Origin of the sequence: Pedobacter zeae, assembly GCF_014196715.1 — a bacterium.
GTDB lineage: Bacteria > Bacteroidota > Bacteroidia > Sphingobacteriales > Sphingobacteriaceae > Pedobacter > Pedobacter zeae.
The window spans coordinates 647,012-671,742 of the sequence record NZ_JACIEF010000002.1 but is presented as its reverse complement, the minus strand read 5'-3'; the positions used below and the strand labels follow the sequence as shown (position 1 = coordinate 671,742).

Sequence of the window (24,731 nt, the reverse complement as noted above, 5' to 3'; positions counted from 1 at the left end):
CAATGTTAAGCCACCTTAAAATTATTCACATAAACAAATTGTTGCTTTTATGTTAATTATAGGTAAATTTAGGATAACCAAATATCTTGCGGTTTGAAAAGAAGGATTGATACATATTTCTGGGGGCTATTTCTGTCGGTTTGCATGATGATGAATATCATTACGGCAAAGGCACAGAATTACTCATTTGATTTTTATAACGGTACCTTCAATTTCAGTATGGATTCTACAGTTGTTTTTCAAACCGCTCAAAAAGCAACAGCCTCCGAAATTGCAAAGTTTTACGGTTATGTATCCGCTGGTCATTATGCACCATTAATTGCAGCATTAAAAAAATACCAGGACAAGTATGATCTCAACGACTGGATTTATTACCAGCTGATACGTAGAACGGCAGAAGAGATCAGTCCTAAAGCCAATAATTATTTCCAATATACATTGTACAAATGGTTTTTATTGAGTAAATGCGGTTATGATGCCCGGTTGGCCGTAGGTAATGACCAGGTTATTTTTTATGTGAGGAATAATGAGGATATCAGCGATATTCCTTTTTTCATGATCGAAGATAAAAAGTTCGTTTGCTTAAATTATCACGATTATGGTAAACTGTTTAAACAGGCCGATGCTTACAAACCCATTAAAATTTTAATACCGGAGGCTAAAAATCCATTCTCTTTTAAAGTAACCAGGATGCCGGATTTTAAACCCGAAAATTATCAGGAAAAAGATATCCAGTTTAGCTACCGCCAGAAAGTTCATCATTTTAAGCTTAAAGTTAATGAGGATGTACAAACCATTTTCAAAAACTATCCGGTAGTAGATTTTGAGAGTTATTTCAATATTCCTTTAAGCAGGGAAACATACAGTTCGCTCATTCCTACTTTGAAAGAAAACCTTAAACACATGGACCAGAAAAAGGGTGTCGATTACCTCATGAGGTTTACCCGTTATGTTTTTTTATATGAAGATGATGATGAAAACTTTGGCAAGGAGAAACGTTATTCGCCCGAGCAGACATTATTGAGCACCTATAGCGATTGCGATGACCGGGCTGCATTATTTTTTTACCTCGTAAAAGAAATATACGATCTGCCAATGGTTGCCTTGTTATATCCTAAACATTTAACCATTGCGGTACAGTTCGATAAACCCATTGGTGAACCGATTACTTATAAAGGCAAGAAATATTCTTACTGTGAACCTACCCCCCAGGCACAAAACTTAAAAATAGGGCAAATTGCCCCCAACCTTAAAAACCTGAAATATGAGGTGGTGTATGCTTATGAGCCTGTTAAAAGATAAAAGACCCTAAATGTTAAGTTCAGGTTAAGAATGTATTAAAAATAAGTTATCTTATTAATAAAAAACATAATGACAACTTATTTGCACTATTTTTATCTTCAAAGAAGAATAAGTCACATGGCCGCTATCATATACACTGTTATCAAAGAATTTTTTGTCGAAATTCACGGCCACCCGGTTAAGGCCCGTATCCTATCGCCAATTAACAACGACAAGATCTTTACTTTCCAGGTAAGCTCGCATTTCAAAAATACCAGCGAACAGGAAGCCAATATACCGGCATCAACGTTTACTTCCTATGCCAACGCAGAGCGTCATTTGCTAGGCTATCTTGAAGCGTTTCAGAATACGCTGGATTTAGGCGGAGATGTTGCACCTGGAATTCATTTCTAGACATTTTATCCATCATCTTTTTCTAAAGACGTTCGAACTGAATAACCTTTTCTTTAAGTTATCCTTTATCTTTTTGGTTTCTTTTAACAGAGCAGCCGGTTAAACGATGGCTCCGATCAATATCAGACAATACATATCAGTTAGTTTAAAAACGTACTTAACTGATTTAAAATAAGTTATTATAAATATTCTATATGTTAACAAGACCCAAAATTGTTAACATAATGATAATATTAATTTAATTTTCTGATTATCTATCTTTGAGAATACCCATTAATTTTAGATGAAAAAGAATAAATCCAAGTCGAAAAACCATTCGACAAGCAAAAAGTTACGTAAAGAATTAGAGACAAAATTAGCACTTGCATTTAACGACCTTATTATTCAATATGGCAAAGCCAAAAAAACAGATAAAGTGATCGAGAAGTTTGCAAAACAGCTGGTTAAAAAAGTTGCTTTCGTGAGTCAAGATGATTCTATAACCCCATTTATTAAGGAAGAGGAAAAATCAGTTCCTGTACCAAAAGCAAAAACGACTAAACCTGCTGTAGCGAAGAAAGCAAAAGAAGAGGTTAAAGAGACAGTATAAATACGTTTTAAAATAAAGCGGGTGTTACCATTATGTTGAACACCCGCTTTTTAATTGCTCAATAGCTATTGTGCAATAATATTTTTAACTGCTATTACTGGTGTTGTATACTTGCCTCCAGAAACGGTACACTGTAATTGATAGCTGCCAGGATCAAAAAATACTTCAGGTAATCTCACTTGTGAAGCCCAAGAAAAATCTGGTGCTGCGCCATTTCCTCCTGTTGCACCCCAGCTATAAGTAACACCCGGCACATAATAACTCATGTCATAACTCTGCTCAGATCCATGAGATAAATTAGCAGTACCTGATATATATGGAATTACTACGCTAGATGGATTTAGAGGATAAATAGAACTAATAATAGGAGCATCTACTGAACTTGGAAAGGTATTTGTAAGACTTGCTAAGCTGCTGTTTTTCATTATTGAATTAGTATCATTATTGTGCTTAAAGCCCAAACTGTGCCCAATTGCATGAATCATGTTGTTAACGGCTTCTGCTGTTGAAACAAAATTGTAATCTAAATTTGCCATTATAAATACGCCAGACCTTGCATCCCCATTGGGATATTCTACAGCTTTTGCTGTAGTAGACGGAAGTAATCCCTGATCTGAGTCTATTACTATATCATATGGGGGTGGTGTATCTAATGTTCCGTATTGACGAACCAAGTGTAATTTTATATCACTAGTTGGATTCGCATTCCATGCTCCAATAGCAAGTAATATCGCATTATCCCAAGATGAATTAGCACTAACAACAGATTTTACCCAAATGTTAATGTTATGTTCCTTATCATTATTTACTGTATATATCGGATTATTTACATCCAATGAGCTTTTATTTATTAATATATCTCCCTCAACCAAATAATGTACACTACTAAAGTTTTTTATATCAGTAGTAGAAAAGCCCTTAGCTTGTATTTTGGCTATATGACTAGGGTCAATAACCTCTGGTTGAGTCGGCGGTACAACGTAAATTCCATAGCGAGTGGAAGAATAGCTTACCCGATTAATATTCTGATTATCTAAAAACTCGAATTTGACCAATATTTTCCCATATTGCTTATTCGCTGGCAGTGATGCATCTAAATCAGCTAAAATTGCCTGATTTGAACTATAGTTTGAAGATGTTATATTTTTTGTAAGTAAAAGTACGCTGGTTGGATCATCTGGAATATTTGAATCACTACTTTGATTTTCTGTATAATATAGTTTAATTGTACAATTACCAGAAACATATCCTCCTCCAGAGTTAATTCCCCTAGTTACGGAGACAAGAAACTTAAAAGGAGTTGCAGAATTTATATTTGCTACTTTAAGAGATGTTCCTTGTAAATAATTCTGTCCAATTTGAAATGATTGCAATGTCACCTGAGCATATGCACCTGTAGCTATTACCATAATAGCCAACAAAATAAATATTTGTTTTTTCATATTATTTCTCGTACGTGGCTTTATACTCATTTGCGGAATTGTACTCAGATTGAACGTCTGCTAAACTTTTATGATACCAACCATATACAACAAATTCTTTGTCCCGTTCATTATATATAATTTGATCCTTTGGTGCAGTGGTAGTTATAGAAATAAACTGTAGTAGTTTTGAAAACTCAATTTCTGACACTCCCGTTGTTTTAGTAACAGGTTCGATTTTGATTTCATCTTTTTTACAACCCGTTAGGGAGAAGATCGATAAAACTGCAACTATTGCAATTTTAAGAACATAAGTATTTAGATTCTTCATAACTAAAAATACTTACAATGGATTAAATGAAAATTAACTAAAGATTAACTATAGAACAAAAAAATACATTTACGTAAACAAAAAAGACAATAGTTACGCTTTAGCAAACTCCTATAAACAGTCAAAAATTTAAGTTATTAGTGCATTAACGATTATTAATAAGATAAAAACATAAATTATCAAGACAATTCAGTTAATATAAATGCCTGGCCATTATTTATGACACAGGCATTTATAATATATTTCAACTATATTCTAGTAAACTTTAGCACCTGGGTTAAAGTTTGTCCAGCCAGTTGTCCAGTTATCAGTTGCACTGAAGGCACCTCTGTAAGTCACAGCCGTGAAGAATGAAGAACCATCGGGGTTTACCCATGTTCCAGCTAAAGCAGCAGAACCAGCATTAGGAATTAAGTCTGGGGCTGTAGCAGTTAATGGAGCTTTTAAACCTGCATCTGTAATAGATGCTAAAGTTACATTTCCTTCTGTTTCTGCCTTTGTTTTGATTGCAGCAGATGTAATTACACCTTGTGCACTTGCATCAAAAGATTGATATGGATTAGCTACCGCATGGACTAAATTATTTTTAAATGTAGCAGCCCCAGAAACATAATCAGTAGCAGTTTGTGAAGACTCAATTGAGAAACCAGCAGCTTTATACCCTAATAAAATTGAGTTGTTTAATGCAAACTGAGCAGCTCTTCTGAAACGTGCAGCAAAGTTATTTGTAGAGGCGGTGTTATCGTTACCGTTAGTACCAACAAATGTAAAATTAGATAATACTGGCTTAGTTCTTGGGGTTGATGGACCAGTTGCTGGAATAGTTGCTTCATTATCACATTCGATACCATTACTTTGATCGGCAGCGTCAAAATAATTAGCCAATTTGTAACTTACAGCAAACTGGATTTTTCCAGAGTAACCGAAATCAAAGTCGAAATCGTCATCAGACGTGCCATAAGCGATCAAATATTTTCCGTTAACAGTTCCACCAAAAAATTCAAAAGCATCATCTTTGGCATATGACACCTGAATATGATCTAAAGTTGTTCCATTTCCCACTGCATATAAACTAAGTGCATTTACCTCGCTGTTAGCACTAAAAGCAATACCAGCATATTCAATACGTACATATTTTATTGTACCTGAGTTATCGTTTACTACTGTACCTAAACCAAATGTACCCGATACACCGCCTTCAACATTAGATACTGAAGTTCTGTTCGTAGGTGCATTACCAATGATTGTAATACCAGCCCAGTCACCTGGATTTCTATCACCCGCCGCTCTGCCAGAAGTAAATACAATAGGTTTATCTACTGTACCTACCGCTTCAATTCTAGCTCCTTTATCTATCACTAAAGCTCCTTTTGAAGTCACATCACTTTTGATAACGGTTCCAGCTTCAATAGTAAGAACCGCACCGCTTTGCACGTGGGTCTCACCTTTCAATATCCACACTCTATCTGCGGTAAGTGTTTTATTTGCTGTTACGTTACTAGGTATTGTTTCTGGCGCAACCGGCTCCTCTACTATCGGGTTGTCATTGTTTTTTTTACAAGCGGACATTGTTACAGCTAAAATTGATAACGATGCCAATAATACTTTAAAATTTTTCATGTTCAAGTGTTGTTTAAGCAAATTAACCTGGATACTTTAACACAAAGTAAACGCAGATTAAGTTATTGTTAATTAATTATTTATTTTTAAAATCGATATTATAACTAAATCCTATTGTAAAATTCGTACCGCTCTTGTAGCTGTAATAGACAGCATCATCAGCTCTGTTATAGGTTTTATTATTTGGTCCGAAGTTTAAGAAAGATACATTTGATTGGTTAAGAATATCTGAAACATTCAGCTTAATCTCACCTTTGTTTTTTAGCACTTTTTTAGCGATCTGAAAATCTATAACATCTCTTCCTTTCTCATAGATATTTGGCACAGATTCGTTACCAACTTTGCCAATTCTATCGCCAATTCTATTATAAAGCGCATTGAATGACAAACCAGTTTCAGGTGAGTTATATTGTATACCTGCATTAATCAAAAAAGGTGACAAACCTTGTAGTTGTCTAGTTTGGAAACCAGGGATACTCGATCGAACTTCAGATTTCAAATAGGTAAAGTTTGCAAATGCGATTAAGTTCTCTAACCATTTCGCATCAGACAAGAAAGTAAGCTTCTTACGAACATCTAACTCAAAGCCATACGTATATGCCTTATCAGCATTTTGATAACTGAACTTTAAATTGTCAGCCGTTGAAGAACCATCTGTGACTTGTTCAATCGGATTCTGGAAATTTTTATAGAAAACGGAGAAAGTGAATGCCTCACCTGGAGAAGGATAATATTCATACCGAATATCTGCATTGGTATTTTGACTTCTTACCAGATCAGGGTTTCCACCAATTTGAACACCTTCTTCCTGATTGACGAAAACGAAAGGTGCCAATTCTCTTAATTCTGGTCTGGTTACAGTTCTTGAACCAGAAAGCCTGAAATTAGATTTTTCATTTAAGCTATATGTCAAATTTAATGAAGGAAGTACATCAAAAAAATCTTTCTCGTAAGATCTTTTTTGTCCTGTACTATTCAGAGCATCAATGGTTTGTTTATAACCTTCAACTCTTGCTCCTAAAATTAAACGTACCTTTTCAGCGAGCGCTTGATCAAGCATTAAATAACCAGCATTTAAATCTGTTTTCGCAGTATAACTATCTTGGTTATTTGTAATTTCATCCAGTACAAACCCATTTCGTGAAATGTTGCTTGTAGCGAAAATACTTTCTTTTGGAAGGATTAATTTACTAGCATCGAATTCACTTGAGCTAGCTGGTGTATATAGAAAAATCCTTGCATCAAAATCTCTATCTCTTACTTGTTTTAACCCGCCAAATTTGAACGTGCCCTTTTTACTAAAAATATTAACAGGCATGCTTAACGATGCACTGCCACCGTAATTGTTTTCGTTTAAGTCAGAGAAAAATCTTTTAGTATTATCATCAATTAAACTAAATGGTGAGTTAGAATTCTGAATACTACCATACATAATTGTACGTAAATCCGGCTGTTCTCTTTTAATTAAAGCATAGTTTAAATTCCATTCTAGCTTAATATTTTTCTCACCCAACTGATGTTCACCCTCTAATTGAGAACTTAATAGTGATTTTTGATTTACCTCTGAAGAGGTATATCTGATATCAGTATTTTGGTTTATAAACCCATTTCTGTTTATGTAACTATCTTCAAATGATTGATTAAATAAGTTTTTTAGTGAAATTTTATTCTTTCTAATTTTATATGAAAAGTTAGCAAGCCCACCCAAAGCAACATTGTATCTATAATTTAAATCCTGATATTTATTTATAAAATTGATACCATCGAAAGCTTCACGTTCCGCAATTCTTTGGTTTTGCTCTCTCCTATAGTTTAGTGAAATTATACTTCCGAAGGTACCTTCGTTTTTAAACTTGGCAACATTCCCCCATGTAAACTGGTAGTTCTGCATAGGTAAAGCGGTATATTTTCGTTCAGCATAAAGATTAGGAAACAATTTCGAATTGGCTATCCTAAGATTTGTTGACCCTCCATTATACTCCCCCCGAGTACTAGGAAAATTTGTCGGTAGGCTTCTAGTTCCATCATCAAACCCTAAAAAATCAGTACTGTTCCTTTTGTTTGAATAAAAATCTTTAAAAGTTGATTGGGTATTATATCCTGTTGAAACAGCAAAGTTGATGAATTTACTGTCAGGTATGTCTTTTGTGATCACTTGTGTAACACCACCAGCAAAGTCTCCAGGTAAATCAGGAGTTGCAGTTTTATTTATCACAATTTTATCAATCATATTAGAAGGAATGATATCAAAAGAGAATGCTCGTTTATCAGGTTCTGTACTTGGCAGCAAGGAATTATTGATTAGCGCAACATTATAACGATCAGATAAACCTCTAATAACTAAAAACTTTCCGTCTTGAATACTTGCACCACTTACCCTTTTCAAAACTTCAGAAGTGTTCTTATCAGGCGATTTTCTAATTTGATCAGCCGTTATACCGCTTGAGATACGAGTACTATTTTTTTGTGATGCGTATAAAGAATTCACTGATTCTTGTTTAACTGAAGCTGTGATTATTACGTCGCCTAAGTTTGCCCCCCCCGCTTCTTCTAAAATTAAGTTCACAATAGTTGACTGACTACCTGAAACCTGAATGTCACTTACATTCTTAGATGTGTAACCTACATAAGATAAATTCAAGGTATATTTTCCGGCAGTTAATCCACCAATAGCGTATCTTCCTTCTACATCGGTAGAAACACCTTTGGTGGTCCCAGCTATTTTAACGGTAACGCCAATTAAAGTTTCACCAGTTTTTTTATCAGTAACAGTTCCGGAGATTTTTCCGGTTTGCGCATACGAAAGTATGCTCCATGTTAGAGCGAACACTGTAAGTGCAGCTCTTCTAAAAGAGTTTAGTAATTCCAATTTGCCTTTATTTGATAAAGGCAAAACTATTACGGCAATGTTAACAAAAGGTTAGGTGTTAATTAACATTCTTTTACCTTAAAGTTAACATAAGATTAACTACTTTTTGAATTAATACCGGATACCTGCTTTTTTGCAGATGAAGTGCAATAACCAGATCGGACCAATTAACAGGAATTTAACATCATCTAAAAATGACGGCTTTTTGCCCTCAATTTTATGACCGATAAACTGGCCGATCCAGGCTGCTACAAATATGGCCGCGTAAATAAGATAGGCCGTACTGCTGCCTAAACCAACGCCCTGTTCGATCTTTACGATTACGTAACTCATAATGGCCACTACCCAAATCATGAGAAAAAACAGAACGGGCGACAAGGTGAAATAATAATATAAGCTAAAGGCTAAAAGGAAGGATGCCCAGTTAAAAAATCCATTATAGCTACCCAAAAAACCGAGATATGGAAAAGGAATCTGCCAGATGAGGCCTAACAAACTGAATACAATCAGGGGTACACAGATCCAGTGTACCAGTTTATTGGTTGGATTTTGGTGACTTTCGGCATACTTATCAAAAAGTACATCTACCGGCCGTTTTGGTTCGATCTGGATGGTCTGCTTGCTCATAAATGTAAAAATACAAAAAAAGCGATGGAATATCCATCGCTTTAGATCTTTTAGACCTTACAGATTTTTAAAATCTGCAAGGTCTTGATATTATTTCGCAAAGGCTACGGAACGGGTTTCCCTGATTACAGTAACCTTAATCTGGCCTGGGTAAGTCATTTCAGTTTGAATACGGGTCGAAATATCAGCTGCTAAAAGTTCTGCCTGTGCATCGGTAATGCGCTCACTTTCTACAATTACACGTAGCTCTCTACCCGCCTGGATGGCAAAGGTTTTCTCTACGCCTGGGTAAGAAAGCGCAAGTTCTTCAAGGTCTTTTAAACGTTTGATATAACTTTCAACCACCTCACGGCGTGCGCCCGGACGTGCACCCGAAATGGCATCGCAAGCCTGCACAATCGGCGAAATCATCGAGGTCATCTCGATCTCGTCGTGGTGGGCACCAATCGCATTGCAGATATCCGGGTGTTCCTTATATTTTTCGGCCAGTTGCATCCCTAAAATTGCGTGTGGCAGTTCAGGATTATCATCAGGCACTTTACCAATATCATGTAATAAACCTGCACGTTTCGCCATTTTAGCATTTAAGCCAAGTTCGGCGGCCATTGTAGCACAGAAGTTAGCCACCTCACGTGAGTGATGCAATAAGTTCTGCCCATACGATGAACGGTAACGCATACGGCCAACCATGCGGATCAGTTCGGGATGCAAACCATGGATACCTAAATCGATCACGGTACGCTCACCGATCTCCACGATCTCATCTTCGATCTGTTTTTTGGTTTTGGCTACAATCTCTTCAATACGTGCCGGGTGGATACGTCCGTCGGTTACCAAACGGTGAAGTGCCAAACGGGCAATTTCCCTTCTTACCGGATCGAAACCTGATAAAATGATCGCTTCCGGGGTATCATCCACAATAATTTCAATACCGGTAGCTGCTTCAAGTGCACGGATATTTCTACCCTCCCTGCCGATTACACGACCTTTAATTTCGTCGCTTTCGATGTGGAAAATAGAAACAGAGTTTTCAATGGCAGCTTCTGTAGCGGTGCGCTGAATGGTTTGAATAACCACTTTTTTTGCTTCTTTACTGGCTGTTAATTTTGCTTCATCAACAATATCTTTAACCTGCATCATGGCCTGGGTACGGGCTTCCTGTTTCAGGTTTTCTACCAGCTGTTCTTTTGCTTCTTCAGCAGAAAGACCTGCAATGGTTTCCAATTGCTTCAGGTGCTGATTTTTTAATACTTCAACTTCTTCCTGTTTTTTAAGGGCAAGATCGGTTTGCTTTTCGAGGTTCTGTTTTTGCCTGTCGAGCTCCTGTTCTTTTTTATTGAAGTTTTCCATGCGCTGGTTCACCGATTGCTCTTTCTGTTTGATGGTGTTTTCGCGCTGATTAATGGTATTGTTTCTGGCACTAACTTCTTGTTCGTGCTCGGCTTTTAACTGCAAAAACTTCTCTTTTGCTTCTAAAAGTTTATTCTTTTTTAAAATTTCTGCATTATTTTCTGCATCCTTTAAAATCTTCTTAACCTTGTTCTGTGCAGCTATTTCCTGCTGCTTAAGCAAGTTGCGCAGGAGGAATCTTCCTACCACTACTCCAATAGCGATACCTGCTATTACGGCAAACACGTATCCTAATATTTCAACTATTTCCATTTTGTTTTTTAAGTAAAAAAAAACCGCAACTAATTTTTTAAAGTCTCATACATTTTAAACCTCAACTAAGCATAATTAGGGTTTAAGCCATTTTCAGGTGCAAAGCAAATGAAATACGCCCTCTTAACCCTATAGATATTGAAGTGTTAAGTTTTATAAAATTTGAAACTCAAAAACTAGCTGCGGCTATATTTTTGTGCTAATATATACAACTCCCGCCAACCTGAATGTATTTCTGGTTCTAAATTAAAGACCCTGAAATGGGTTCAGCACGACGAAATGTTTAAAGAACGAACCTTTATTTTGAAAAGAAATTATTGAGTAAAATATCCAATTCTTCAACTTTATCGGCAACAGCAGTATCCTGGTTCTGTACTTTGTTTTCAGTTCTCAATACAGCAGTTGCATAGTGCAATACTGCCATAGAGAGGAGATCCTGCTTATCTCTAACCGCATAATTATCCTGATAATCTTTTATGCGCTCGTTGATCATTTTTGCCGCCCGTCTCACAATCTCTTCCTCTTCCATATTCACCTTTAGTGGATAGATACGGTCGGAAATGGTTATTTTAATCGAGATTTCTCCCATTTGTTTAGCTTAGTTTCTGATTTTCCGCACCATTACTTCTTCAATAATGCGATACTTTTATCAATCTCCCGCACAAAATCGTTAATTTTTTGCTTAATGTCAAGCGATTTTTCGCTCGCCCCCTCTATACTTTTGGCCAGTTTTGTTACCCTGAGTTTTTCTTCAAGTTCTACATTTTTGCCTTTTGCAGTATCGAATGCAACTTTTAACGATTGATTCTCAAGCTTTAATAAATCATTTTCTTCCTGTAGCGCATTACATAGCTCAATCACCTGAGCCGTTTTTTGTAATACCTTATCTAATTGATCTGCAACGGAAGTCATGAATTTATTTCTAAAAATACGAATTTATATTTTATTTCCTAATTTCTGCGCCGGCTTGTCCGGTTAAATTCGCGATCAGCTTTTGCATGGTATGGTCAATCTGCTTATCAGTAAGGGTCTGCTCTTCGTCCTGTAAAATAAAATTCAGGGCGTAAGATTTCTTGCCTTCAGGTAATTTATCGCCAACGTATACATCGAATACCCCAACTTCTTTAATCAGTTTTTTATCGGTTTTGAATGCAATGCCTTTTAAGGTATCGAAACTAACCGATTGATCGATCAATAGGGAAAGGTCGCGGCGTACTGCAGGATATTTAGCAATTTCTTTATTCACGATCTTGTTTTTCTTAACGATATCCAATAAGGTAGCCCAATCGAAATCAGCATAAAATGCTTCAGCATTTACGCCAGCAGCTTTACGGTCGGCTTTCGAAACCGCACCAAAGCTGACCAATGTTTTATCTCCACGGAAATACCTGATTCCATAGGCAAAGTTTTCGTCGCTTAATGTATCCGATTGATAACTCTCGATTCCCAAACGTGAAATAATGGCATCAACAGCCGATTTTAAGTTGTAAAAAGTAACCGCTTTAGCATTATGGTTCCATTGCTCACTTTGTTTGGCTCCTGAAATCAACAATAACAACCTGGGGCGTTCAACATACTTTTCGTTAATTAAGTGGTAGGTTTTACCAAATTCGTAAAATTTCACATCCGAATTTTTCCGGTTTTGGTTATACGCTACACTTTCTAAAGCCGGCATCAACAAACTCTGGCGCATGACATTCAGGTCACTGCTTAGCGGGTTTAAAATAAATACCGCCTCATCCAATTTTTTCGAATAAGCTGATTTGGTTAACGAATTACACATAATTTCCGCATAACCGTTTGAAGTCAGCATATCTGCAATTACATTATGTGTATTTTCTTTCTCTGGTTTAATGCTGTAAGAAAGTGACGCATTTACTTTTGCAGGGATTTCAATGTTGTTATACCCATAAATACGCAGCACTTCTTCGGTAATGTCGCATTCGCGGGTAACATCAACTTTAAATGAGGGCACCCTTAAGGCCAGCGTATCTTCAGAGGTGTTGGTTGCCGAAATGCCTAAAGCAGTGATGATATGTTTGATTTCGGCCGAAGGAATATTTGCCCCAATCAGTTTATTGATATTGGTATAACTGACCTCAAACTCAAACGGTTTGATGTGATTAGGGTAAATATCAGAAACAGATGAAGAAATTTCTCCGCCCGCCAATTCTTTAATCAGTAAAGCAGCATATTTTAAAGCCGTAACTGTAATTTCAGGATCGGTACCACGCTCAAAACGGAAAGAGGCATCGGTTTTTAACCCATGTCTTTTTGAAGTTTTACGGACAGAAACGGAATTAAAATAAGCGCTTTCGAGGAAAATATTTTTAGTGCTGCTTTCCACACCCGACGATTTTCCGCCAAAAACACCCGCGATACACATGGGGGCTTCGGCATTACAGATCATCAAATCTTCTGCGCTTAATTTACGTTCTACATCATCCAGCGTTACAAAAGGAGTACCTTCGGCAACTTTCTTAACCACTACTTTTCCACCAGTGATTTTATCGGCATCAAAAGCATGCAGCGGCTGACCTAAGCCATGAAGCACATAATTGGTAATGTCGACCACATTATTGATCGGGCGTAAACCGATTACTTTTAACTTATCTTTTAACCACTCAGGCGATTCCTGTACGGTAACCCCCGAAATGGTAAGACTGCTATAACGTGGGCAAGCCGCCAGATCTTCTACCTCCACCTTAATAACCAGATTTTCATTATCGGTTTTAAAGGCCGAAAGATCAGGGATTTCATATTCACTTCTAAAATAGGCTGCCAAATCTCTGGCTACACCTAAATGTGAAGCGGCATCAGCACGGTTCGGTGTTAAGCCGATTTCAAAAACGTAATCGTCTTCCATTTTGAAATGGTCTTTAGCCCGGATTCCCACTTCGGTATCGTCAGCTAAAACCATAATTCCATCATGCGATTTACCTAAACCGATTTCATCTTCAGCACAGATCATGCCCTGCGAAAGTTCACCCCTAATTTTCGATTCTTTGATTTTAAAAGGCTCACCTTCCAAAGGATAAACAGTTGTACCCACAGTAGCCACAACCACTTTTTGCCCGGCAGCTACATTAGGCGCACCGCAAACAATCTGAAGACTTTCTTTACCCCCAACATTAACGGTGGTGATACGCAAACGGTCGGCATTGGGATGCTGCACACAGGTTAATACCTCGCCAATTACCAATCCCTCTAAGCCGCCTACAACAGGCTGTACTTTTTCTACACTTTCTACCTCCAAACCTACATTGGTAAGGATTAGAGAAAGTTCCTGAGGTGTTTTGTCTATTTGTACAAATTGTTTTAACCAGTTATATGATATTTTCATCTATTAAGATTTGAGACTCCAGACAAGAGATTTGAGACTTATCAGCACAAAAAACCGGTCTAAGAATTATAAAATGCAAAGATATTATTTAAAGGTCAAAGGAGGAAGTTAAATTATAGAGATTTGAGATTCTAGACACACGGCTAAGACCTACAAACGCTAAAAACCTTTGTTTAAACACAAGATAAAAATGGCTAATGGCCAATATTCAAATTAGAAAGAATTACGGCACATGCACCGGCTCCTATTACCAGCATAATAACAGAGGCAATAACCAATTTAAGTCCTGGTTTAACCGGTTGATCTTTAATTGCCTTTACGATGATCTGGATAATGCCAATTACAAACAACAATACGACAATTACCCAATATATAATGAAAATTCCCATGGATTTATATTGAAATTAACTGTTGGCCAGCAATACAGCACAGGCCCCAAAACCGATTACCACCATAATTACCGAAATAATAAGCAACTTTAACCCTGGTTTTACCGGTTCGTTCCTTGATGACTTAATGATAATCTGAATAATCCCTACCACAAAAAGCACGACAGCGGTAAGGCAATAAACAATCAATAATACGAATAAACCACCCATATCAGTTCATATTTAATTTTCCCCTGATCAGATCTATTTTATTGTCGCGGTAAAAAATATTCATGGTTTCGAAAGGTACCATTTTATATTTATCACTCACAATGTGCACACATGATTTCTTAACTGCTCGCACGTCAAAATCAAGCGGATCCATAAAATTCATAATAATGATCCGAAATAAATTATCATAGCTTAAACTGTCTGATTTTACCCTCGGCAAACAGCACATCAGTTCGCCAAAGGTATCTTCAGCGCAATCTACTGAAACACCGGTACTAAACAAATTGAGCATGTGTTCTTTCAGTTTTTCATCATGTTCAAAAACAATGGTATTTTTTGAATTATTCAGCAAATCTTCCGGGTTGATCAAATGTGTCATCGGGATTACCTCATCTCCTATTTTTAAGGCATAAGCCATGCAAAGCGCATCAGGATTACAGGGAACAGGAATTAAATCCTGCGGAGTAAAGGTTGGGTATTGCTCATAAATTTTTCTGCGCACTTCGGTCAGGGTGATCCTGCCCTGCTGATCGTTATAGTTATCATTTCTCCCTGCAACCTGGGTAGGCTGAAAAGTTACTCCACGCACGCATTTCTGTTTAAGTGCATAATCCAAAATATCGCCAATTTCATGGTCATTTAAGCCATTTTGTAAAGTAACAACCAAAGTAGTAGATACATTAAATTGGTTTAAATGATCGATGGCTTTTCTCCTCACCTCGCTAAGGTCTTCCCCCCTCAGCCTGGTTAATACTTCTGGACTGAAACTATCAAACTGCAGATAAATTTCAAAATCGGGCATATAACCGGCCAGTTTCTCCACAAATTTAATGTCTTTTGCAATCCTGATCCCATTCGTATTTACCATTAAATGTTTTATGGGTTTGGTTTTGGCGAGGTCTAAAATCTTAAAAAATTCGGGATGTACTGTTGGTTCCCCGCCCGAAAGCTGCACCACATCCGGCTGCCCCTCGTTTGCCACCACCACATCCATCATCCGCTCTATTTCTGCCAGCGTTCTATGCCTGCCATAACTTGGCGACGACATGGCATAACAGGTTGGGCAGGCCAGGTTACAACGGTCGGTAACCTCTATTACTGTTAAACATGAATGCTGTTCATGATCGGTACACAAACCACAATCGTAAGGACAACCGTAATGCACCTTAGTATTGAACTTAAGTGGCATTTCCGATTGCTTATTGTAATTCCTGATCTGTTTGTAATATTCTACATCATCGGCAATCATCACTTTACTATTCCCATGCGTTCTGCAATTTTTCAGCATAAACACTTTAGCATCCTGAAAAACAATTTTCGCATCGCAAAGCTGTAAACATTCCGGACAAAGACTTTTGGTATAATCGTAATATATATAATCTCTTGTGTTGGCCATAATGTTTACTGTTTAGCTGTTATCTTCTTTGAAATTCTGATGATGAATCGATAATAATAAATAAAAATAAACAATGCTGACCAATGAATGCTGCTTAAACTTAAAAATAATGAATGGTAAGGCTTAATAAATTCGATCAGGAAGCGAAATAAGAAATACAACAACATCAATAGTTTAAAGCGATCGCCATTGATCAGTTCTTGATGTTTGATGCTGTTAAAAAGAACAATCAAAAGGATGAGGTAAACTATTTCGTAAAGCATGATGGGATGCCGGCGTATACCATCACCTAAATCCATCCCGGTAAACAGGTGGGTAGGAATACCATAGGTCGGCTCATCGATCCCCATCGAAAAGCAACCGATACGGCCGATAATGAGGGCGACCAAAATCGGGATAACATAGATGTCTCCGGAGGCGATATTCACACCAATTATCTTTTTAATTAATTCGACCCCGAATAAACCACCAAGCAAACCGCCCACAATGGTTTTACTCTGGTAAAGAACCGAAAAACTAAGATGGCTAAGTACCTGAGGAGTTTCGAGCACGGCAATTATGCGCGAACCGATCAAAGCGCCAAGCATGGCCCCCAACATAATCCACAGCCTGTTGTCGTCAGATATCGGATCTGCATTTCCCTTTTTATAGTAATAATACAACCTTACACCAACTATAAAGGCCAGGGTTTCGAAAATATAGTGGTAATGGTATTGGTTGCCAAAAAGTTCGAATTGGAAAGGAAATGGAGATACAGATTTTAACAGCATCTGTTAAAAGAATAAACGGCAAAAAACAGGTAAATGATCCGAATAATACCTTTTATCCTTACTATCTGTTAGTACAGCAAATTTCTGCACCTTAAACCCTTTGTTTACAAAAATATAATCGATCCTGTTTTTCAGGTCGCTGTTAAAATCAAAACCATTAAAAGTACCTGCGGGGCCGTATGGAGGCTCTGCAGAAATATCTTTCGCATCGATAAGAAAAGATTTGATTGTTGCGATTGCCTCGGTTTCAGGTGTTACGTTCAGGTCGCCTGTAAATACAACAGGTAATGCCGGGGCAATCTGCTGTATTTTCTGTTTTAGCAGCTTAGCAGATTCAATTCTCGCTTTTACCCCAACATGATCGTAATGGGTATTAAAAACGATAAACTCTTTTTTGTTCAGCTTATCGTACAGTTTAACCCAGCTGCATACCCGGTTAAGTGCGGCATCCCATCCCTTTGAGGGAACATCAGGGGTTTCCGACAACCAAAAGGTACCGCCCTCTTTCTTTTCAAATCTATCTTTATCGAAATAAACTGCTGAAAACTCTCCTTTTCTTTTCCCATCATCACGCCCTGCCCCTACCACATCGAAATTAGAATTTTCGAGCAAGGCATCGAATTGTTCCGGCAAAGCCTCCTGTACGCAGAGAATATCGGCATCATGGAATTTTACCAAAGCTTTTACGTTATCTTTTCGGTTTGGCCAGGCGTTAACGCCATCTGATGCTACATTTAATCGGATGTTATAGGTAATGATATTAATTGGAACAGCTTTTTTCTGAGCGAAAGCCATTATGGTTAATAATAGAAAAACAGGGATAATTTTTAATGTATTCATAATATAATTCACTATTAATTAATGCGGGTTAGCAAGTAACCGCCAGATTTAAGCTGCGATGATACCAATTTAAGGTTAATTGTAGTTTAACATTCGAATATCTTTTAAATTAAATCCTCATCCCTGTAACTATAATAACGGTCATTGGCGAAGATCAGGTGATCGACCACATACAGGCTCAGCAAATTTCCTGAGGCTACCATATCCCTTGTCAATTTATCGTCGCTCTCACTAGGCTTTAAACTTCCTGAGGGATGATTATGCGCCAGCACAATATTTGCAGCATTGTTTTCCAAAGCTGTTTTAAAAATAATTTTCGGATCGGCTACCGTACCCGCCTGTCCGCCTTTGCTGATTAAAAATTTACCGATTACGCGGTTAGACCTGTTTAGAAGCAAGATCCAGAATTCTTCGTGATTGAGATTGGCGAAAGTTTGATGCAAATACCTGTAAACATCTTTAGAGGTGTTAACATGAGTAATGGTTTCTTCGGCAGTTTCCTTTCTTCGCAATCCAAGTTCCAGAGCGGCAATAATGGTTATCGCTTTGGCCTCTCCGATACCCCTAAACCGCGAAAGCTCGAGGATGGAAGCTTTTCCCAGTTTTGTTAAATTGTTATCATAAAAAGACAAAATCCTTTTGCTTAAATCTACGGCGGTTTCATTTTTATTTCCCGAGCCAATTAAAATAGCGATCAGTTCGGCATCCGTTAAATGTCTCCGTCCATGCAATAAAAGTTTTTCGCGTGGGCGGTCTTCTTCCGCCCATAATTTTATACCCAGTTTTTGTTCGTAGCTTTCCATTTTTTTAACCAAAAAAAAGGCATCTCAACCAAAAGTTGAGATGCCTTTACTAATATCGTAAAAAAATTGGCTTATTTTAAACCGTTAACGAATTTCGTTAATTTTGATTTGTTATTTGCCGCTTTGTTTTTGTGGATAACATTCTTTTTAGCTAAACGATCTAACATAGAGATTACTTTAGGCAATAAATCAGATGCAGTTTTTTTATCTTCTGCAGCACGCAATCTTTTAATGAAAGTACGTGTAGTTTTTGCCTGATATCTGTTACGTAAACGTTTTGTTGCGTTTGCTCTAATTCTTTTTAATGAAGATTTATGATTTGCCATTTCTATTTAGCCTTTTATTTTTCTTTATTCGTTTCCTTTAATTCGGGTTGCAAATATAGGATTAATATTTTTAAACTACAAAACACTTTTAACTTTTTTTTAATTAAATCCCAAGCCCATTTTCGCGTTGCCAAATACATTAAAATTCTTCATTAAGAATACATTAGCTAACAGAATAAAATTGCTTTCCGGTTAAGGGTATTTTTAATTTCTGCCCATTATGAGCTTCAAAATACTTTTCCCACATGCCGGCCTGTCGAAATTGCTTTCTTTGTATTAAAAACATAAGCCCTTAGCAGAGGTATAATAATTATTTTTTATTGAATTTTGAACAGGCTTTAAGAAAACAACCTTAAAAATACTATTTTTGGACAAAACGATTTTTGAGTGAAAAAACGAATAGCCATCTTTGCATCAGGTTCTGGTTCAAATGCCCAAAAACTGATGGAGCATTTTAAAAGGAGTAACGAAATTGAAATTTCTTTGGTGTTAACCAATAATGCTGAAGCCTATGTGTTACAAAGGGCTGATAATTTCGAAATCCCTACCCATATTTTCGATAAAAACGAATTTTATAAAACCGATGAGGTAGTGGATCTGCTTAAAAATCTCGACATTGATTTTATTGTACTGGCTGGTTTCCTTTGGCTGATCCCTAAAAACCTGATCCACGCCTATCCGGGAAGGATCGTCAATATCCATCCTGCAATCCTTCCTAAATTTGGAGGAAAAGGCATGTATGGCGACCATGTACACCAGGCGGTAATGGCTGCCGGCGAAACCGAAGGCGGCATCACGATCCATTATGTAAATGAAAATTACGATGAAGGGGAATACATTTACCAGGCGCGCTACAGGATCGATAAAAGCGACAACCTGGAAATGGTAAAATTTAAAGGCCAACAGCTCGAACACCAGCACTACCCCCGCATTGTAGAGGCGATTGTAAAAAAACTAAAAAAATAATTCGAAATTATACCTTCTTGGTTTTTGGCATCAGCAATAACAATACACTAACAATCACAAGAAATCCTATATCGAGTAAAGTTGCCCATTGATAGGCTACAGAAAACTGCGAAGCTACATTCGGGCAATGCAACTTGCCGAAAAAAACACCCCCTACAACGGCAACCCCTATCGCCACTGAAACCTGTTGCAATGTTAAGTAGATGCCCGACGAAGCACCCATCTGATTTTCTGAAGTGCTTTTTAATGAGATCGTCATTAATGACGGTAAAATTGTACCGCAGCCTATCCCATATGTAAACAACACCATCACGATGTAAAATGGTGCCGGAGCACTTAAATTAAAGAGAAACAGATGAAAAACAAGTGCTACGATCATAATAATCGATCCTGTTAGCGAAATAAATTTACCATAACGGGCCACCAGAGGCGTAAAAAACATTGATGCCATAACATAACCGAGTCCCTGGCAAACAAAATACATCCCGGTATGTGCAGAACTTATCCCTAATCCGCTTTGTAAATTAACGGTGTTGATCAAAAAATAAGAATCCTGAACAAGATAATAAAACAGGGAAATTAAAAGCCCCATCCTGAAATCTGAATTTTTAAAAAGACCTATACTTATCAACGGACTATTTCCGGTCTTTATCGTTAAGCGCTGGTAATTAATAAATATAACCGAAAATACTAATGACAGGAACAACATAGAAAGACTCCAAAGTGGCCAACCCAACTCCCAGCCCTGTATCAGCGGGTAAATCAAAAATGTTAATGTTAACATCAGTAAAAGGCTGCCGATAAAATCGAATTTCCGGCTTGTTTTAACAGGCAGTTCCTTCAGGTATTTTAAACCCAATACAACAGCAGTTAGTCCGACAGGCACATTAATCAAAAAAATCAAACGCCAACTCTGCTGAACAATTCCCAAATCAGGGATCAATCCACCCAAAAACTGACCAATAACAGAAGCGGTACCTGCAATACTGCCATAAATCCCGAGCATCCTTACCCGTTCCTTTTGATCAGGAAATAAACCGGGGATAAAAGCAATCCCCTGCGGAACCATAAAAGCACTACTTATTCCCTGTACAAAACGTGCTGCATTTAATTGGATAGCCGATTGTGATAAACCACAGGATAAAGAAGCGATGGTAAAAATCAGCATTCCGCTTAAAAACACTTTTTTCTTTCCAAAATACTCGCCTGCACGCCCCCCGGTAATCAAAAATGAAGCATAACCTATAATATACATCACGATGACCAACTGCATCTCGGCATGGGTGCCTTTTATGCCCGTTCTTATGGAAGGAAGCGCTACATTAACGATGAACAGATCCAGAACGGATAAAAATATGGCCGAACAGGCGATGAGGAAAGGGAGCCAATTGCTGTATTTTTTCATGCTTTTCTTATATTTAAGATTCAAAGGAAAAAAAGACTTTAATGGCAATCAAGTAGTCATTTAAACAGTACCAGGTATGCAAAACAGTACTAATAATGAGCATAAAGCAGTTACAAACGAAGGTTTATTTTTAAATGACTCTTCGTTGACTGGCGTATTTAAAATAATTGGCGGTAAATGGAAAATTATGCTCATTAAAGCCATTGCTGCTAAATGCCCCAAAAGATTTGGCGAGCTTAAGCGCGAAACGAATTTCTTAAGTCAGGGTACATTAACCACACAGCTGAAAGAAATGGAACGTGACAGACTTATTGAACGGCAGGCTTTTGCAGAATCCCCTCCCCGGGTAGAATATAAACTCACCGAATTAGGAAAAACCCTTCTTCCGGTAATAGATGTTTTGGAAGATTGGTATGCTAATTTCCAAATTAGCGGCAAGCAATAAAAAATACAAGTAAAACCATGATATACAATCTTCTAGTATAAATTTCAGATGTGGCTTCACTAGCTGAAAATACTTATTCAGGATAAAAAATACCCCATTCAGAAAAATATACAAATAATTTCATTTTTATTGGTTTCATCACCTAAATAAATCCCCCTGTTTTACTACCTTTGCGGCTCAAAATTTTCAGTAGAATGAGTCAATCCATTAAAATCAAAAACGCTTTAATCTCAGTATATTATAAAGATGGCTTGGAACCATTGGTAAAATTGTTGGCCGCACAAGGTGTACAGTTATTTTCTACCGGTGGAACAGAACAATTCATTAAAGATTTGAATCTTCCGGTTACGGCAGTTGAAGATTTAACCGGTTATCCTTCTATTTTAGGCGGACGTGTTAAAACCTTACACCCTAAAGTATTTGGGGGGATTTTAAACCGTAGGGCCTTAGCCGGCGACCAGGCACAGATTGCTGAATATGATATCCCTGAAATTGATTTGGTGATTGTTGATTTATATCCTTTTGAGGAAACCGTAAAAGCTGGCGGAACGCCGGAAGAGATTATCGAAAAAATCGATATCGGCGGTATTTCCCTGATCCGTGCTGCCGCTAAAAACTTTAACGATGTAGTGATTATTGCCTCTAAAAATGATTATCCGACTTTACAGGCACAATTAGAAGCGCAAAATGGCGAAACTACTTTAGCGCAGCGTAAATCGTATGCTAAAACAGCTTTTCATACTTCTTCACATTACGATACCGCAATTTTCAACTATTTCAACCAGGAAGAACCGCTTGATGTTTTCAAACAAAGTGTAACTGAAGCCAAAACTTTACGTTACGGCGAGAATCCTCATCAGGGTGCTGTATTTTACGGTGATTTAGATGCCATGTTTACAAAATTGAACGGTAAAGAGCTTTCTTATAACAATCTGGTTGATGTGGATGCCGCTGTTGCCCTGATAGACGAATTTAACGATCCAACATTTGCGATCTTAAAACATACCAATGCCTGTGGTATTGCTTCACGCCCTACTGTTAAACAAGCCTGGATTGATGCTTTAGCATGCGATCCGGTTTCGGCTTTTGGCGGTGTATTGATTACCAACGCGGAGGTTGACCTGGAGACTGCAGAAGAAATTAACAACTTGTTTTTTGAAGTGTTAATTGCACCTTCTTATCAACCGGAAGCGGTAGAATTGTTCAGTAAAAAGAAAAACCGCGTTATTTTAAAACGTAACGAGGTAGAACTGAGCAAAAAACAATTTAAAACTTTGTTAAATGGTGTAATTGAGCAGGACAAAGATTTAATTATCGAGGGGCCGGAGCAAATGACAACCGTTACCGATAAAGCACCAACTGCACAGGAACTGAAAGATTTGTACTTCGCCAATAAAATCGTAAAACACACCAAATCGAATACCATCGTGTTGGTTAAGGACGATGTATTGATTGCAAGTGGTGTTGGACAAACTTCTCGTGTTGATGCTTTAAGGCAAGCGATTGAAAAAGCGGCTTCTTTCGGCTTCAGCGTAAAAGGCGCAGCTATGGCTTCTGACGCTTTCTTTCCTTTCCCAGACTGTGTAGAAATTGCTGCCGATGCCGGAATTACTGCTGTACTGCAACCTGGCGGATCGATTAAAGATGCTGACTCTGTTGCTAAAGCAAATGAAAAAGGCATTGCCATGGTAACTACCGGTGTAAGACATTTTAAACACTAGAAAGGTAGAAGGTTGAGGGTTTAAGGGCGGAAGGTTTTACATCGATAACTTCCAATCACCACAATCCGGCACTAAGAATTATAAGTTTTATTTTCTGAATATTTTAATTGTCTTAAAAACAGTTTAATAACTGAAGAAAATAAAACTTAAAACAATAAAAAAGCTATTTTTACATTAGGAATAGTATAAATTTGATAAAATAAAGAAAACATACCTTACATGGGATTATTTAACTGGTTTACGCAAGAAGTTGCTATCGATTTAGGCACTGCGAATACCCTGATTATACATAACGACAAAGTAGTGGTAGATGAACCATCTATTGTTGCTTTTGATCGTACTACAAACAAAGTTATTGCCATTGGCCGTCAGGCCATGCAAATGGAGGGTAAAACCCACGATAATATCAAAACCGTTCGTCCGCTGAAAGATGGTGTAATTGCCGATTTCAATGCCGCAGAAGCCATGATTAAAGGGATGATCCGCATGCTTAACGGCGGTAAAGGATGGATGTTCCCTTCTTTACGTATGGTTATCTGTATCCCTTCCGGTATTACAGAGGTAGAAAAACGTGCTGTGCGCGACTCCGCTGAGATTGCAGGGGCAAAAGAAGTATACCTGATACATGAGCCTATGGCAGCTGCTGTAGGTATCGGTATCGATGTGGAGGAGCCGATGGGTAACATGATTATCGATATTGGCGGTGGTACCACCGAAATTGCAGTGATTGCCTTATCGGGTATTGTCTGCGATCAATCGATCCGCGTTGCGGGTGATAACTTCGATTCTGACATTGTAAACTACATCCGCCGTCAGCATAACATTATGATCGGCGACCGTACTGCAGAGAAAATCAAAATTGAAGTGGGTGCAGCTTTACCTGAATTACAGGATGCCCCGGCTGATTTCGCAGTTCAGGGCCGCGATTTAATGACGGGTGTGCCAAAACAGATCACCGTTTCCTATACCGAAATTGCACACTGTTTAGACAAATCGATTTCTAAAATTGAAGAGGCGATTTTAAAAGCATTAGAGATTACCCCTCCCGAGCTTTCAGCAGATATTTACCAAACCGGTATTTATTTAACCGGTGGTGGTGCATTATTAAGAGGCTTAGATAAGCGTGTGGCTGCTAAAACTAAATTACCTGTCCACGTTGCAGAAGATCCACTTCGTGCGGTAGTACGCGGAACCGGAATTGCCCTTAAAAATATTGGTGGATATAAATTCTTAATGCAATAACATTCAGTTTGGAGTTTGGGGTTATGAGCTAGGAGTTTCCACTCATACGCCAAACTGTTAA

Annotated in this window: 24 protein-coding genes; 7 read left to right on the top strand and 17 right to left on the bottom strand. The window is 37.7% G+C overall.

The window, feature by feature from the left end:
• Positions 1-93 precede the first annotated feature (93 nt).
• From GGQ60_RS09425 to GGQ60_RS09415, 3 genes are all read left to right on the top strand, one after another.
• Positions 94-1,302, top strand: a complete 1,209-nt coding sequence (locus GGQ60_RS09425) for a hypothetical protein (protein ID WP_308421154.1) — start codon at positions 94-96, stop codon at positions 1,300-1,302.
• A 117-nt stretch (positions 1,303-1,419) separates the two neighbouring features.
• Entirely contained in the window at positions 1,420-1,695 is a 276-nt protein-coding gene (locus GGQ60_RS09420; protein WP_183762841.1) for a hypothetical protein, read from the top strand.
• A 283-nt stretch (positions 1,696-1,978) separates the two neighbouring features.
• Entirely contained in the window at positions 1,979-2,284 is a 306-nt protein-coding gene (locus tag GGQ60_RS09415; protein WP_183762838.1) for a hypothetical protein, read from the top strand.
• Between the two features lie 65 nt (positions 2,285-2,349).
• Here GGQ60_RS09415 and GGQ60_RS09410 read toward each other — a convergent pair whose 3' ends face one another.
• The 16 genes from GGQ60_RS09410 to rpsT form a co-directional block, all read right to left on the bottom strand.
• Entirely contained in the window at positions 2,350-3,726 is a 1,377-nt protein-coding gene (locus GGQ60_RS09410; RefSeq protein ID WP_183762835.1) for a zinc metalloprotease, read from the bottom strand.
• 1 nt (position 3,727) lies between these two features.
• Positions 3,728-4,036, bottom strand: coding sequence for a hypothetical protein (locus GGQ60_RS09405; RefSeq protein WP_183762832.1), 309 nt, complete (start codon positions 4,034-4,036; stop codon positions 3,728-3,730).
• 255 nt (positions 4,037-4,291) lie between these two features.
• A complete protein-coding gene (locus GGQ60_RS09400; RefSeq protein ID WP_183762829.1) occupies positions 4,292-5,656 on the bottom strand; it encodes a beta-helix domain-containing protein in 1,365 nt (454 codons plus the stop codon).
• A 76-nt stretch (positions 5,657-5,732) separates the two neighbouring features.
• The gene (locus GGQ60_RS09395) at positions 5,733-8,525 is read right to left on the bottom strand and encodes a TonB-dependent receptor (RefSeq protein WP_183762826.1); all 2,793 of its coding nucleotides are present in this window, start codon (positions 8,523-8,525) and stop codon (positions 5,733-5,735) included.
• Positions 8,526-8,636: 111 nt separating this feature from the next.
• Positions 8,637-9,152, bottom strand: coding sequence for an Mpo1 family 2-hydroxy fatty acid dioxygenase (locus GGQ60_RS09390; protein ID WP_183762823.1), 516 nt, complete (start codon positions 9,150-9,152; stop codon positions 8,637-8,639).
• A 90-nt stretch (positions 9,153-9,242) separates the two neighbouring features.
• Entirely contained in the window at positions 9,243-10,814 is a 1,572-nt protein-coding gene (gene rny, locus GGQ60_RS09385; RefSeq protein ID WP_183762820.1) for a ribonuclease Y, read from the bottom strand.
• Between the two features lie 298 nt (positions 10,815-11,112).
• Complete coding sequence (locus GGQ60_RS09380) at positions 11,113-11,403, bottom strand: cell division protein ZapA (protein WP_131527169.1); 291 nt, start codon at positions 11,401-11,403, stop codon at positions 11,113-11,115.
• A 32-nt stretch (positions 11,404-11,435) separates the two neighbouring features.
• Positions 11,436-11,726 (bottom strand): hypothetical protein, encoded by a 291-nt coding sequence (locus tag GGQ60_RS09375; RefSeq protein ID WP_183762818.1) that lies wholly within the window; start codon positions 11,724-11,726, stop codon positions 11,436-11,438.
• Between the two features lie 31 nt (positions 11,727-11,757).
• Positions 11,758-14,157 (bottom strand): phenylalanine--tRNA ligase subunit beta, encoded by a 2,400-nt coding sequence (gene pheT, locus GGQ60_RS09370; protein ID WP_183762815.1) that lies wholly within the window; start codon positions 14,155-14,157, stop codon positions 11,758-11,760.
• Positions 14,158-14,351: 194 nt separating this feature from the next.
• Positions 14,352-14,546, bottom strand: coding sequence for a hypothetical protein (locus tag GGQ60_RS09365; RefSeq protein ID WP_183762812.1), 195 nt, complete (start codon positions 14,544-14,546; stop codon positions 14,352-14,354).
• A 15-nt stretch (positions 14,547-14,561) separates the two neighbouring features.
• Positions 14,562-14,756: a hypothetical protein gene (locus GGQ60_RS09360; RefSeq protein ID WP_183762809.1), complete on the bottom strand. Its 195-nt coding sequence runs from the start codon at positions 14,754-14,756 to the stop codon at positions 14,562-14,564.
• A gap of 1 nt (position 14,757) precedes the next feature.
• Entirely contained in the window at positions 14,758-16,152 is a 1,395-nt protein-coding gene (locus GGQ60_RS09355) for a radical SAM protein (protein ID WP_183762806.1), read from the bottom strand.
• 5 nt (positions 16,153-16,157) lie between these two features.
• Entirely contained in the window at positions 16,158-16,922 is a 765-nt protein-coding gene (locus tag GGQ60_RS09350; RefSeq protein ID WP_183762803.1) for a prolipoprotein diacylglyceryl transferase, read from the bottom strand.
• A 3-nt stretch (positions 16,923-16,925) separates the two neighbouring features.
• On the bottom strand, positions 16,926-17,762 hold the full coding sequence (locus tag GGQ60_RS09345) for an endonuclease/exonuclease/phosphatase family protein (RefSeq protein WP_183762800.1): 837 nt from the start codon (positions 17,760-17,762) through the stop codon (positions 16,926-16,928).
• Positions 17,763-17,866: 104 nt separating this feature from the next.
• Positions 17,867-18,565, bottom strand: a complete 699-nt coding sequence (radC, locus tag GGQ60_RS09340) for a RadC family protein (protein ID WP_183762797.1) — start codon at positions 18,563-18,565, stop codon at positions 17,867-17,869.
• Positions 18,566-18,636: 71 nt separating this feature from the next.
• Positions 18,637-18,891, bottom strand: a complete 255-nt coding sequence (gene rpsT / locus GGQ60_RS09335; RefSeq protein ID WP_056871313.1) for a 30S ribosomal protein S20 — start codon at positions 18,889-18,891, stop codon at positions 18,637-18,639.
• Positions 18,892-19,278: 387 nt separating this feature from the next.
• Here rpsT and purN point away from each other — a divergent pair, with 387 nt between their 5' ends.
• Entirely contained in the window at positions 19,279-19,857 is a 579-nt protein-coding gene (gene purN, locus GGQ60_RS09330; protein WP_183762795.1) for a phosphoribosylglycinamide formyltransferase, read from the top strand.
• 7 nt (positions 19,858-19,864) lie between these two features.
• On the opposite strand, the gene GGQ60_RS09325 is transcribed toward purN, so the two are convergent.
• Positions 19,865-21,262: an MFS transporter gene (locus GGQ60_RS09325; protein ID WP_183762792.1), complete on the bottom strand. Its 1,398-nt coding sequence runs from the start codon at positions 21,260-21,262 to the stop codon at positions 19,865-19,867.
• Between the two features lie 76 nt (positions 21,263-21,338).
• Here GGQ60_RS09325 and GGQ60_RS09320 point away from each other — a divergent pair, with 76 nt between their 5' ends.
• The 3 genes from GGQ60_RS09320 to GGQ60_RS09310 all read left to right on the top strand — a co-directional run bounded on the left by GGQ60_RS09320 (position 21,339) and on the right by GGQ60_RS09310 (position 24,670).
• Complete coding sequence (locus GGQ60_RS09320; protein ID WP_183762789.1) at positions 21,339-21,707, top strand: winged helix-turn-helix transcriptional regulator; 369 nt, start codon at positions 21,339-21,341, stop codon at positions 21,705-21,707.
• A 194-nt stretch (positions 21,708-21,901) separates the two neighbouring features.
• A complete protein-coding gene (gene purH, locus GGQ60_RS09315; RefSeq protein WP_183762786.1) occupies positions 21,902-23,428 on the top strand; it encodes a bifunctional phosphoribosylaminoimidazolecarboxamide formyltransferase/IMP cyclohydrolase in 1,527 nt (508 codons plus the stop codon).
• Positions 23,429-23,647: 219 nt separating this feature from the next.
• A complete protein-coding gene (locus tag GGQ60_RS09310; RefSeq protein WP_010601761.1) occupies positions 23,648-24,670 on the top strand; it encodes a rod shape-determining protein in 1,023 nt (340 codons plus the stop codon).
• Positions 24,671-24,731 lie beyond the last annotated feature (61 nt).